A 12,757-nucleotide genomic window follows, 5' to 3' on the forward strand; every position below is an offset into this window, starting at 1 on the left:
CACCGTTATCAATTAGAATAGCGTTTCGTTGTCCTGTATACAACTATTGCTTAAAGATAAACTTCAAACTTCTGACATTACATACTATAAATGGTTGCATTTTTTCGTCAATTTCTGGTTATGATATTAGTGCTGTTGCAATATGGATCACCAGTAGTACATGCTCATGCCGGAGTTTCGCAGATGGAAAGCGGCTTGCATTTGTACGAATTTGAATCTTTGCATAATGTTTTACACTCGCACTCCATGATGGGTAGTAAATCTGTTCTATCTACAGAAAGTGCTATCATTAATGTGGGTGTAGGCATAAAACCCAATTTGCAAAAATATCAAAGCTGGTTTTTTACCCAGTATTACAGTAGAGAAGTTTTTTTTGATAACAATCGGTATCGGATCATTATATCTGAGCCACTACTTGACAACTGTATCTCTCAACCTATTCTTACTGCAAACAACACGCGCGCCCCCCCTTATTACATCAGGGTTGTAGATTCGCCTGTCCGGCGTTGAATAAGCTCTTTGAGCATATCACTTTTTGTTTCTGTTTCCTTGTAAACAGATCACGCCTTACTTAAAGATTGTATTGGAGTGCAATATGACTGAATACCGGCATATTTACTATGCCTTGTCAGTAGGCTTTCTACTGATAGCACCTTTGTGCCTTGCTGAAACCAGCTTGCACAGATCAACAAGCTCATCTAAAGAATCTGCCAGCGCCGACGCTTTAGCTAACGAGCATATCGATACCATTGAAGTCGATGCCGGGCTGACATTGTCACAATTGGTAGAAATAACTCTGGAAAAATATCCAGATCGATTGATCAATGAGGGATTAGCCGCAGAAGCCGAAGCTTTACATGTGCGAAGTGATAGTTGGCTTGCAGGTTCTACCCAGCTAGCGCTCACGTATAATGACGATAAAATTACCAATAATCGAGGTTATCAAGAAGGTAATGTAGAAATGGAATTTACACCCTGGAATTGGGGACAGCGTGAGGCCGCACAAAATATCGCCGATCATGCTCAGATTTCTGCAGAAAAACAATCAGTCGCTTTAAAGCTTGAAGTAGCTCGTTTGGTCAGAGAAGCTTTATGGGATATGGCTTTAGCAGAAAATCGATTTCAGCAGGCTAAATATGCTTTAGATATTTCTGCGCAATTGCTGGAAAAAGTTCGGCGGCGCGTAGAGCTAGGTGATTTGGCACGTGCAGATTTATTACTAGCTGATAGTGAGCATTTGCATAATCGCAGTCTGTATACGCAAGCTGAAGCAGAACTTATGCACAGCCGCAAAAGTTATGCCAATCTAACGCGCACTAATCATGTGCCTGATAATTATCGGGAGCAGTTGAGTCCTATCGACATTATCTTGCCTGATCATCCCTTGCTAGAAGCAATAAATTCCATTATAGCTCGTAAACAATCCACCATAGAATGGGCAAAAAACACTGATACCATCAATCAACCGAAAATCAATGTTGGTGCTACGATAAGTCATGATCCCATGGGGAGTGGTAATTCTCAAACTACCGGCATTGGTGTCGTCATTCCGTTCGGACACAGTACCTACGATGCTCCAGAAATAGCGGCAGCACATTTGGAGTTAAATCGCGCATTGTCGCAACGCGAACATATAATCCGGCATTTAGAGAAAACTCTTCACGAAGCCGAGCATGCATTGGAAATTTCACGCAGTGAAATTGCTATTGGCAATGAACTTAAACAAATTGCCGAAACGCACTTGAAAATGACTGAGACCAGTTTTTCTGCAGGAGAAATTAACTTGTTAGATTTACTGAAAATTCAGGCACGTAGTTTGGAAGCCATGCGAAATGCTAAAGAGCAGGAAGTCAAATTACAGCGCAATATAGCCTTCTATAATCAGGCTGTTGGAGTGCAACCATGAAAAAAATTCTGTTGTACCTGTTGTTGATAAACACTGTGACACTAGTATATGCGCAGGATATGCAGATCAAAATTACTCAAGATCAAATTGATAAACTGGCCATCAAACTCGATACATTAAAACTTACCCACCAAGTTCCGCTATTGTATGCGCCTGCCAAAGTGGTGGTGCCCGGTTATCATGAGTATTTGCTCAGTAGCCCTCAACCCGGTCTGGTCAGCCAGTTGCATGCCAATATTGGTGATAGTGTGCAAAAAAATCAGTTATTGGCTACTATCAATAGTCCAGAGTTATTGAATTTGCAACGCGACTTCTTAACTGTGGCTAATGAATTGCAGCTATCTGAACTGGATTATAAACGCGACGAAAAATTACTTGAGGAAGGGGTGATTGCTGATCGCCGTTGGCAGCAAACTCAAACCTTACACCATAGCAAAGTTGCACAATTCGACTCTGCTCGGCAATTGCTGCAAATGGCAGGTATGTCTGGCAACGAAATTTCCGAGCTTAAACAATCGGGTAAACTTAGTAGTTTATTGAATTTACATGCACCTGCTAGCGGTGTTGTGCTGGAACGTTTTGTGACGTTGGGGGCTCGTCTCGATATGCAAGCGCCTTTGTATCGGCTTGCCGATTTATCTGAATTGTGGCTGGAAATTAATATTCCGCAAGAACGCCTTAACGCTATTATTATTGGTGATCTGGTGCAAATTGAAAATACAACAATAACGGCCAATATCAGCCTACTAGGACAGAGTGTTAATCGAGAAAATCAGACGGTGTTGGCGCGTGGCGTGATTAAGGGTAAACAGCCGCAACTCAAAGTAGGTCAAAATGTAAATGTGCAGATTATGCAAAACAGTCAGCAAGCAGGTTTTAAGGTAATCAATGCTGCCATCTCGCAATATGAGGGACATAATTATATTTTTGTCCGTAATAAAGATGGTTTTCTAGTCACTGAGGTTAATATCATTGGTAAGCAGGGTGAGGAATCCTTAATCAATGTTGAATTAACCGGTAAGGAACAAATTGCTGTCAAAGGTACTGTGGCTTTAAAAGCAAACTGGTTGGGTTTGGGAGGCTATGAATAATGTCTACCCTGCTCCGTTTTGCATTAATGCAGCGCTTGCTCATCATGCTATTAATGTTGTTATTGAGTGGTGGTGGTTATTACGCATTTAAACAAATTCCTATTGATGCGTTTCCAGAAGTTTCACCCACACAAGTAAAAATTATCGTTAAAGCCGCAGGGATGACGCCTGAGGAAGTTGAATCTCGTATCACGGCACCAATAGAAGTGGAGTTGTTGGGTATCCCGCATCAGACTATGCTGCGTTCTCTGGCAAAATATGCTATCACCGATATTACTTTAGACTTCGAAGAAGGTACTGATATCTATTGGGCTCGACAACAAGTAGCTGAAAGACTCAATGCGCTGTGGGGCAGTTTGCCTGTAGGTGTCACTGGCGGTATTGCTCCTATGACAACGCCGCTGGGTGAGATGTTCATGTTTGCCATAGAGGGAGGGGATCTCAGTTTGATGGAACGCCGGGAATTGTTGGATTGGGTTATTCGTCCAACTCTGCGGACAGTAAAGGGTGTTGCGGATGTTAATGCTTTAGGTGGTCTGGTGCGCAGTTTTGAAGTCATTCCAGATAATGTCAAAATGGCAGCCAGAAATATAAACACTGAACAATTAGTTAATGCTTTACAGAACAATAATCGTAATGATGGTGCTGGGCGCTTGACTGAAGGAGAGGAAACTTTAATTGTCAGAGTCGAAGGTCGTATTAAAAACGAACAGGATGTTAAAAACACGGTTGTAGCTGAACATAATGGCTTACCGGTTAAAGTCGAAGACATTGCCACAGTACGAATTGGATCGTTAACGCGCTATGGGGCGGTTAGTAAAGATGGTAATGGTGAAGCAGTAACGGCTGTGGTGCTTAGTCTGCGTGGTGCCAATGCAAGGCAAACCATAGAGCAGATCGAAATCAAGCTAGCCGAATTACAACCCAGCTTACCAGTTGGTGTGCATATCAATGTTTTCTATAATCGTGGTGTTTTGGTAGGGCAGGCAGTCAACACGGTAACCAAGGCCTTATTTGAAGCGATTGCTTTGGTTGTGATACTGCTGATTTTATTTTTAGGTGACTTACGCGCGGCATTGACTGTTGCTTTTGCATTACCTATGGCAGCATTAATTACTTTTATTCTGATGCATTTGTTTAAAATGTCCGCTAATTTAATGAGCTTGGGTGGTTTGTCGATTGCTATCGGTATGCTGGTGGATGGTGCCGTGGTGGTGGTTGAAAATATTATTACCCAGTTAGCCGACCATAAAAAGGCCGAACGTTTGCCGCGTTTACATTTAATTTATCGGGCTACACGTGAAGTTGCTTTACCGGTGACCGCGGGTATTTTGATTATCATTATTGTATTTTTGCCGCTACTCAGTCTGGAGGGGTTGGAAGGAAAATTGTTTAGTCCGGTGGCAATGACTATTGTATTTGCCTTAAGCGGTTCATTGATCTTGTCGTTGAGCATGATTCCCGTATTAGCTTCATTTTTACTTAAGCAAGTTTCTCATGAAGAACCTTGGTTACCTCGCAAAATGTTGGCAATTTATTTGCCGGTATTAAGTTGGTGTTTGGATAACAGTAAAAAGGTATTTATTGCCGCAGGAACACTATTAATTGCCGCATTAGTGGTATTTACGCAATTAGGCAGTACCTTTATGCCGACACTGGACGAGGGCGATATTATTGTGCAGTTGGAAAAATTACCCTCCATCAGTTTATTAGATTCGGTAGCTTTGGATGGGCAGGTACAAAAAAACATTCTGCTACATATACCAGAGGTGGCTTCAGTAGTGTCTCGAGTGGGTACTGATGAGTTAGGCTTAGATCCTATGGGGTTGAATGAAACAGATACTTTTCTGATATTAAAACCCAAATCATCTTGGCGCATGCACAGTAAAGAGGAGTTGATCGAAGATATTCGTAAAGTGATGGCTAACACGCCAGGTATCGCTCATGGATTCACTCAGCCCATTGAAATGCGCGTTTCCGAGATGTTAACTGGTACTAGGGGAGATGTTGCTATTAAGTTATTTGGCACTGATTTGGACGAACTTAATCGTAAGGGCGAGGAAATTGAAGCGATTCTAAAATCGATACATGGTTCTAGTGATGTGTTTATGCGCAAAAACGAAGGCATGCAATTCATGCAAGTAAAAATTGATCGCTTGGCTGCCGGTCGTTTTGGCCTGGATAGCAATAGCATTGAAACTTTATTAAGGACCGAGGTTGAGGGTCTGCAATTGGGTATAGTCCAAGAAGGCATTAAGCGCACCCCTCTGTTATTGCGCGGATCGAGTAATACCGCCAATTTTGATAATCTGCAAATTGCTTTGCCTAATGGGGAGCATATTCCCATTACCGCTATAGCTAAAATACAACCGGTAGAAGGTGTGGTATCGGTAAGTCGTGAAAAAGGCCAACGTTTCGTGGTGATACGCACTAATGTTGAAGGTCGAGATTTAGTTGGTTTTGTGGATGAGGCGCGTAAGGTGGTTGCGGAAAAAGTCAGTTTGCCCTCCGGTTTTCGTCTGGAGTTTGGTGGTCAATTTGAAAATCAGCAACGTGCTGCCGCTCGTCTGAGTTTGGTAATACCCGTTTCATTAGGATTGATTTTTCTACTGTTATTTTCTACATTTGGTTCGTTAAGACAGGCTGTCTTAGTGTTGTCCAATATTCCGTTAGCTATGATAGGTGGCGTCTTTGCGTTGGGATTGTCTGGCGAATATCTGTCTGTACCCGCTTCTGTGGGTTTTATTGCATTATTAGGGATAGCTGTTTTAAATGGGGTGGTATTGGTTAGTTATTTTAATCAACTCCATGCTACAGGTATGGATATATCCCGCATCGTGATAATTGGTGCCGGTCGGCGCTTACGTCCGGTTATGATGACCGCTAGTATCGCTGCTTTTGGCTTGATACCCTTATTGTTTGCCTCAGGTCCTGGTTCGGAAATTCAGCGGCCGCTCGCCATCGTAGTGACTGGTGGATTGGTTTCTTCGACTCTTTTAACCCTGATTTTATTGCCAATTTTATATAGATTATATGGTCAATCTAGTAAGGTACCGTCATGAGTCATGAAAAATATTTAATCATTATAAATATTCCTCCTAGTCTTGAAGAGTCTATGGTGGATTGTTTACTTACACTCGAAAATGCTCAAAACTTTACCAGTTTTCGCGTCAGTGCTCATGATCCCTTCAATCAAAATTTTTCAGTGGATGAACAGGTGATGGGGCGGCAACGGAAAATTCGCTTTGAGCTGCATGTTGAAAAAAACACCATAGGTTTGGTACTAACTCGTTTGAAAGAGGGGTTTTCTGGCGCTAATCTTGAGTATTGGATTATGCCTATAATTGAACAAGGAAAAATTTGAACTACTCAAAACCGGGGTTTTCCAGAGACATTACCCGTTTTATTTTCCAGCTGTTTTACACGTTTGCCCAAGTCATTCAATGCATCAAATAACATGTAGATAAGCATGTCTTTTTCGGCTGGGCTGGTTTGATCGAGTTCTGATTGCGAGGGGCGTTTCAATTCCATGATACAAGTTTTATGTGTATTGAGTGAGTGGTGATTTTGAGTTTTGTAAATAAAGACATTTGGATGAGTCAAATGCTTTTCTTGCTATCTTGAGAATGTTCCTGAGTTGTGCCAACCCATAAATATCTCATCAGTATTCTAAACTGAAAAGCTAGATTTAGACAAGTCTTGCAGTTAGACTTAAAGAATCAATTCAGTTAAGAAAGCGCCCTAAGTTTATAAGATACCAGTTGTTAAATTTTACGTCAGTTTTCTAATAAAGCTATGCCACTAATTAGAACTTGTTGTTGAACCAGCCCAAAAAATCATTATACTGTTAACTAGTCTTTTTTCCAGGTAACAGGCATGGATCTGCCCATTCAATTTTCTGTTACGGCAACATGATAGCTTACAGTCTGGCATTTTTGCTCGGCATCGTGGCCGTTCAGCAGCTATCCGCTTTGCCCGCAACTTGGGAGCTCTTGCTATTAGCTATGGGTGCTGTGTTATTGCTTTATAAGCGGCATTATGTGATGTTATTTTTAATTCTGGGCTTGCTTTGGGCCTGTTTAATCGGTATTTGGCGTTTAGCTGAGCCCTTGCCAGTCGCCTATCAAAATGTCGATGTAAATATACAAGGTTTTATCAGCAGCTTACCCCAGCACCAGCAAGGTCGATCTAGTTTTGATTTTACGGTTACCTATCCGGCTAAAGATTTCCCCAAAAAAATACACCTCAATTGGTATACTCCGAAACAAATTCTTAGAGCGGGAGAAAACTGGAAATTCACGGTTAAACTTCAGCCGCCCTATGGTCGTTTGAATCCTGGCAGTTTTGATTTTGAATCCTGGATGTTTGCAAACCAAATTGGTGCTACCGGTTATGTGCGCAACAAGCCAATGCCACAACAATTGGACGATACTCTTGGTGTTTTTGAATATTTTTCCCGTTGGCGTCAGTCTATAGCCATTAGGCTGGATGAGGCTTTGCCTGAGGGTATGCAATTAAGCGTTATTAAAGCGTTAACAATTGGTACACAAGATACGATTAGTAAAAATCAGTGGAATGTATTTAGAGAAACGGGGACAACTCATTTAATTGTCATTTCTGGTTCTCATATCAGCTTGATAGCGGGATTGGTTTATGTGTGGGTTAAACGTGGATGGGCATGGCTTGGAATTCTGAGTATTTCTCCGCAACGAGTGGCCGCTTTTTTTGCTTGGTTAGCCGCATTGTTTTATTCGGGGTTAGCGGGGTATTCAATTCCCACATTACGCGCAATTATTATGCTGAGCGTTGCTCTGGCAGCAATCGCTTGGCAGCGGAATACTTCGGCTTTGCAGATTTTGTGCTTAGCATTAATAGCTGTGCTTTTATTCGATCCACTGGCGGTATTGTCTGTGGGTTTCTGGTTGTCGTTTGTGGCCGTAGCGCTGTTAATCTATGTGTCTGTGGGTCGTTTGGGACGAGGTAGCTTTTGGCGTGAAAGTATTTCGGCTCAATTGGCAACTTTTATTGGTTTATCACCCTTGTTGATCGTTTTTTTTCAGCAAGTGTCTCTGATTGCGCCTATTGCTAACTGGGTTGCAGTACCCGTTATCGGGGTTTTGGTCACGCCATTGGCTTTATTGTCCGTAGGCTTATTGTTTGTTGCCCAACCCTTGGCGAGTGGACTTCTAAAATTGACAGACTATATTCTGCAAGGTTTGTGGTGGGTCTTGGTTAAGCTATCAGTCTTGCCTTTAGCCAGTATTTATTGTCTACCGCCACCTTGGTATGCCTTGTTGTTTGCGGGAATAGCTGTATTGCTACTGTTGACGCCTCAGGGGTTCCCAATGCGATACTTAAGTACTTTTCTGTTTCTGCCGCTGTTTTTTGTCGATACGGTTAAGCCCGTTTTAGGTAATGTCAGGGTTACCTTGCTGGATGTTGGACAAGGGCTATCGGTGGTTGTGCAAACTGCAGAGCATGCTTTGGTGTTTGATACGGGTGCCAAATTCTCAGAAGAACGGGATATGGGGGATGCGGTTTTGGTACCCTTTTTACATCGACAGGGATTGACACATGTCGATACATTAATAGTGAGTCATGCTGATAATGATCATAGTGGTGGTGTCGCATCGTTACAGGCTGAAATGTCTGTTGATTCTATGATGAGTAGCGCCGCAACATGGGCAGAGGGGGTCGGTAAGCAATACTGTCGGGCAGGGCAGAATTGGCAATGGGATCAAGTAGAGTTTACCATCCTATCGCCACCAGAAAGTGCATTTGCCAGTGAAAATGATAACTCCTGTGTGCTGAAAGTTCAGGCTGGTAAGCAAAGCTATTTGCTGACAGGTGATATTGAGGAGCCCGCAGAAGATTGGCTGGTTCAGCACTATGCTAAACAATTGCAAAGTACAGTATTGATTGCACCTCATCACGGTAGTAAAACGTCATCCAGTTATTATTTTCTGCAACAGGTAAATCCTCAGCTGGTTTTGATTTCAGTCGGTTACCTAAATCGTTTCCACTTTCCTCACAAGCCGGTGCTTGCTCGGTATCAACAGTTGAATTTGCCGTGGTTGACTACGGCAGAGCAAGGCGCTATTAGTATTTATGGCGATAAGGAAATGTTAGTGGAAACAGAGAGAGATAAGCAAAGGCGATATTGGATGACGACATCTGCTTCGAATGACTGACGCAGGTATGTGGGATTGGCAAGATGACGTAGGGGCAAACTGTTTTTTGCCCCTACTAAGCCCTAAATTTGGTGATTAGGATGCTAATATATTATTTTCCCAATACTTCGCTTCTGACACTTTCAACAAGTCCAGCTGCTTCGCCTATTAGTTCTGCAGGCACGTTCAATTCTTGTAAGGTGGCGCCAAGGTGTTCCATTACGGCATCAAAGTGCGAGTCATTTAGCCCGAGATCAACCAAGCGGGCATGAGCATCACGTAAAGAACGCCCTGTATATTCATTGGGTCCGCCAAAGGCAACTGTCATAAATGCTTTAAGGTGGGCAGCTTGTTTAGCCATATCGGATTTTCCGAAAAACCGATTGATACGGTAATCGTCTAATACTTTGTCATAAAAAATATCAACCGCTGCGTTTACTGCAGCTTCGCCGCCTATTCTTTCATATAACGAGTCTGCCTGTATTTGATCATTAGAACCGCTCATATCTTCTCCTCAACTAAAGTTATTTTTATTTATGTATACTGGAAGCTCTTATGAATCAACATGCTTGCTAAGTGTGAAGCCATAAGAGCGGATGTGATAATACTCCATGATGGTTTCGATGCAAAACTATTGATGTGATTTCTAAGTTTTAGTAGAAGATGTATTGTGGTAGTTTAAGGCGGCAAAGTTGGCTTGCTATTATTAAAATTAACGATAGCTACGTGACATTCTGGCAAAGTTACTAGAAATAAGCGCAATTAAATTTGCGCTTATTTCATTGTGATCGTATCATACGCAGTTCTCTATATTGTATGTAGCCCGGTATGGGTATGTGAGCATTATGAAACCAGAAATTCATCCTGAATATAAACAAATAACTGTTACTTGCGGGTGTGGAAATACATTCCAAACCGGTTCAGTTTTGGTTAAAGATTTAAACATAGAGGTTTGCTCTTCTTGCCATCCGTTTTATACCGGCAAGCAAAGAGTAGTTGATACTTCTGGACGTGTTGACAAATTCCGTAAGAAATTTGGCAAATAAAAAGTATCCTGCGGTTTTTTGGGGATATAGATCTCCAATAGTACCTATTGTGTGGCTTTAAATTTAAAACAGAGTTTCTTCGCTGTCCATTTCAGGATCTGATGTTTTAATTTCTGGCCTAGATGCAGAAAAAGTTGTAGGTACAGTTTCCTCACTGAAAAACTCCCAAATACCCGTTTTGCTGTTAGGTCTGCTTAAAAGCCCATCTTCTGGGTTAATAAAGGCTGAAACAATACCTGACGGTGGTATTAAGGGTTTTTCAGGCAGGCCACTTAACGCAGTTTTCATAAACGAAATCCAAATAGGTAATGCTGCTTTGCCACCTGTTTCGCCTTGACCCAAAGAGGCGGAGTTGTCGAAGCCAAGCCAAGCCGATGCCACAAAATCAGCAGAAAATCCATTGAACCAAGCATCTCGTTGTTCATTGGTAGTTCCAGTTTTGCCAGCCAAATCGTTACGACCTAATTGTTTTGCTTGGGTTGCAGTGCCGCGTTGTACAACATCTCTTAATAAGCTATTCATTAAAAAATTGACCTTTTCAGTAATAACTCTGGGAGGTGTATTAGGTTGAGCTTTATCTGCAGGGCAATCGCTACAAATAATTTCGGGATTAGCCTGAAATAATAAATTACCGTTATGGTCTTCAATGCGCTCAATTAAGTATGATTTGATTGCAAATCCGCCATTAGCAAATACTGCGAAGGCTTCAGCCATTTTTAATGGAGAGGCATAACCGCTGCCGAGTGCTAGTGACATGGTGTTTGGTAATTGTTCCTTATCAAAGCCAAAGCGCATAGCGGTGGCAATTGTGTCTGTGATACCCACTTCCTGTAATAAACGAATGGATGCAAGATTAATTGATTCTCGAAGAGCAACTCTCAAGGGTATGGGACCGAGAAAACGCCGACTATAATTTTCTGGCCGCCAGTCATTTTCTTGTGAGGGGTCTTCTATGACGATGGGAGCATCATTGATAATGCTGGCCAACGTAAAGCCTTTTTCAAGTGCGGCGGTATACAAAAAAGGTTTAAAGCCAGAGCCTGGCTGGCGCTTTGATTGGACTGCACGATTATATTTACTGTGCAGAAAATCAAATCCACCTGACAAAGCCAAAATGGCTCCGTTATGGGGGTTGAGTGCCACAAAAGCGGCTTCAGCAGCGGGAATTTGGGTTAAAGCCCAGCTATTATCGATAAGTTGTCGTACCCAGATAGAGTCATTGACTTCTAAAAATGAGTTTTTGTCATTGCGAGGGCTTTCAGGTTGAGCCCAAAGAGTATTTTTTCTAGGGATGGATAGCTTTGTACCATCAACCAGTTTTGCCGTTATTGTATTAAAGTTAAGTTCGGTGATCATGGCTTGTTTGCAATCGCCAATACTGCCATTTGCCAGCGGAGAGGGATGGGCGCTGTTTTTACGTACAATGCCTCGGTAGCCATGTCGCTCATCATATTCATGTAATCCTTGTTGTAGAGCATGATCAGCTGCAATTTGCAGATTACTGGGAATAGTCGTGTGTACTTTTAATCCGAGAGTATATGCGTCTTCTCCGTATTTATTGACTATTTCCTGTCTGACCATCTCTGCTATGTATGGTGCGTATAACTCAACATTAACCGTTTGAAGTGCCGCGTTATCGGGTTCTGCAACGGCCAGCTTGTAATCGGTTATATTTATATACTGCAATTCCAGCATTCGATGTAGTATGTAATTACGTCTCTCTAAAGCTCTTTTGGGGTCGGAAATAGGGTTAAAAATTGAGGGCGCTTTGGGTAATCCGGCAATCATTGCGTATTGGGATAGATTTAAATTATTGATATCTTTCCCATAATAGGTTTTTGCTGCAGCTGCTACGCCGTAAGCTCTTTGACCCAAATAAATTTTATTAAGGTACAGTTCGAGAATTTGATTTTTTGAAAACCGCTGTTCAATTTTCATTGCCAGCATGATTTCTTTGAGTTTACGTAAATAAGTTTTTTCATTTGAGAGCAAGAAATTACGGGTAACTTGCATGGTGATGGTGCTACCTCCTTGCAATTTTTTTCCGGTAATAATCAATTGGGTGCTGGCTCTTAGTAATCCTTTAAAATCAACGCCATTGTGCTGATAGAATCGGTCATCTTCTGCGGCAAGAAACGCGTTAACTTGCTGTGCTGGAATTTTTTCAATAGGCAGGGGAATGCTATGTTTTTCACCAAATTGTGCAATAAGCAAATTGTCCTGACTGAAGATAAGCAGTGGAGTTTGATATTGAACATGTTGAAGTTGTTCTACATCAGGTAATTCCTTATCAAGTTCTAGCAGAAAAAAATAGCAAGCGATCAAAAACGTACTCAAAAGACTTAATGTGATAAAAACCAACCATTTGCAAAGCCCTGCAAGTGTTGATTTTAGCGTTTGTTTTTTTCTATTGGACACTGTCAAGTTTTTAAAGAGAGATAAAAAAATAGCTATTGTCAAAATACCTGTTTTTGAAATTAAGAACAACTTCAAAATTTAAGTTAACAGAAATGGGTAATGAAAAACATAAATTTAAACTATGCA

10 protein-coding genes are annotated in these 12,757 nt (G+C 41.7%); 7 read left to right on the top strand and 3 right to left on the bottom strand.

Annotated features, from left to right (window positions below):
- The first annotated feature begins 90 nt into the window (after positions 1 to 90).
- The 5 genes from ABH008_RS02260 (at position 91) to ABH008_RS02280 (ending at position 6,361) form a co-directional block, all read left to right on the top strand.
- Entirely contained in the window at positions 91 to 510 is a 420-nt protein-coding gene (locus ABH008_RS02260; RefSeq protein ID WP_347988250.1) for a hypothetical protein, read from the top strand.
- 85 nt (positions 511 to 595) lie between these two features.
- A complete protein-coding gene (locus ABH008_RS02265; RefSeq protein ID WP_347988251.1) occupies positions 596 to 1,906 on the top strand; it encodes a TolC family protein in 1,311 nt (436 codons plus the stop codon).
- Entirely contained in the window at positions 1,903 to 2,997 is a 1,095-nt protein-coding gene (locus tag ABH008_RS02270; protein WP_347988252.1) for an efflux RND transporter periplasmic adaptor subunit, read from the top strand. The genes ABH008_RS02265 and ABH008_RS02270 overlap by 4 nt, the downstream gene beginning before the upstream one ends.
- On the top strand, positions 2,997 to 6,059 hold the full coding sequence (locus ABH008_RS02275; RefSeq protein ID WP_347988253.1) for a CusA/CzcA family heavy metal efflux RND transporter: 3,063 nt from the start codon (positions 2,997 to 2,999) through the stop codon (positions 6,057 to 6,059). Before ABH008_RS02270 ends, ABH008_RS02275 begins: the two co-directional genes overlap by 1 nt.
- Positions 6,056 to 6,361 (top strand): DUF3240 family protein, encoded by a 306-nt coding sequence (locus ABH008_RS02280; RefSeq protein ID WP_347988254.1) that lies wholly within the window; start codon positions 6,056 to 6,058, stop codon positions 6,359 to 6,361. Before ABH008_RS02275 ends, ABH008_RS02280 begins: the two co-directional genes overlap by 4 nt.
- A 5-nt stretch (positions 6,362 to 6,366) precedes the next feature.
- Here the strand turns inward: ABH008_RS02280 and ABH008_RS02285 are convergent, their stop codons facing one another.
- Positions 6,367 to 6,528 (bottom strand): hypothetical protein, encoded by a 162-nt coding sequence (locus ABH008_RS02285; protein WP_347988255.1) that lies wholly within the window; start codon positions 6,526 to 6,528, stop codon positions 6,367 to 6,369.
- Positions 6,529 to 6,908: 380 nt separating this feature from the next.
- On the opposite strand from ABH008_RS02285, the gene ABH008_RS02290 reads away from it, so the two are divergent.
- A complete protein-coding gene (locus tag ABH008_RS02290) occupies positions 6,909 to 9,188 on the top strand; it encodes a DNA internalization-related competence protein ComEC/Rec2 (protein WP_347988256.1) in 2,280 nt (759 codons plus the stop codon).
- A 91-nt stretch (positions 9,189 to 9,279) separates the two neighbouring features.
- Here ABH008_RS02290 and ABH008_RS02295 read toward each other — a convergent pair whose 3' ends face one another.
- Positions 9,280 to 9,672, bottom strand: coding sequence for a group 1 truncated hemoglobin (locus ABH008_RS02295; RefSeq protein ID WP_347988257.1), 393 nt, complete (start codon positions 9,670 to 9,672; stop codon positions 9,280 to 9,282).
- 340 nt (positions 9,673 to 10,012) lie between these two features.
- Between ABH008_RS02295 and rpmE the strand changes: the two genes are divergently transcribed.
- The gene (gene rpmE, locus ABH008_RS02300; protein WP_347988258.1) at positions 10,013 to 10,213 is read left to right on the top strand and encodes a 50S ribosomal protein L31; all 201 of its coding nucleotides are present in this window, start codon (positions 10,013 to 10,015) and stop codon (positions 10,211 to 10,213) included.
- Positions 10,214 to 10,276: 63 nt separating this feature from the next.
- Here the strand turns inward: rpmE and ABH008_RS02305 are convergent, their stop codons facing one another.
- Positions 10,277 to 12,538, bottom strand: coding sequence for a penicillin-binding protein 1A (locus ABH008_RS02305; protein ID WP_347988259.1), 2,262 nt, complete (start codon positions 12,536 to 12,538; stop codon positions 10,277 to 10,279).
- Between the last annotated feature and the right edge of the window lie 219 nt (positions 12,539 to 12,757).

Source organism: Methylomonas sp. AM2-LC (genome assembly GCF_039904985.1).
Classification (GTDB): Bacteria; Pseudomonadota; Gammaproteobacteria; order Methylococcales; family Methylomonadaceae; genus Methylomonas.

What these genes read in the sequence shown, in the direction of transcription:
- ABH008_RS02260 (WP_347988250.1), top strand. Translation starts at nt 91, where the DNA reads ATGGTTGCATTTTTTCGTCAATTTCTGGTTATGATATTAGTGCTGTTG.
- ABH008_RS02265 (WP_347988251.1), top strand. Translation starts at nt 596, where the DNA reads ATGACTGAATACCGGCATATTTACTATGCCTTGTCAGTAGGCTTTCTA.
- ABH008_RS02270 (WP_347988252.1), top strand. Translation starts at nt 1,903, where the DNA reads ATGAAAAAAATTCTGTTGTACCTGTTGTTGATAAACACTGTGACACTA.
- ABH008_RS02275 (WP_347988253.1), top strand. Translation starts at nt 2,997, where the DNA reads ATGTCTACCCTGCTCCGTTTTGCATTAATGCAGCGCTTGCTCATCATG.
- ABH008_RS02280 (WP_347988254.1), top strand. Translation starts at nt 6,056, where the DNA reads ATGAGTCATGAAAAATATTTAATCATTATAAATATTCCTCCTAGTCTT.
- ABH008_RS02285 (WP_347988255.1), bottom strand. Translation starts at nt 6,528, where the DNA reads ATGGAATTGAAACGCCCCTCGCAATCAGAACTCGATCAAACCAGCCCA.
- ABH008_RS02290 (WP_347988256.1), top strand. Translation starts at nt 6,909, where the DNA reads ATGATAGCTTACAGTCTGGCATTTTTGCTCGGCATCGTGGCCGTTCAG.
- ABH008_RS02295 (WP_347988257.1), bottom strand. Translation starts at nt 9,672, where the DNA reads ATGAGCGGTTCTAATGATCAAATACAGGCAGACTCGTTATATGAAAGA.
- rpmE (WP_347988258.1), top strand. Translation starts at nt 10,013, where the DNA reads ATGAAACCAGAAATTCATCCTGAATATAAACAAATAACTGTTACTTGC.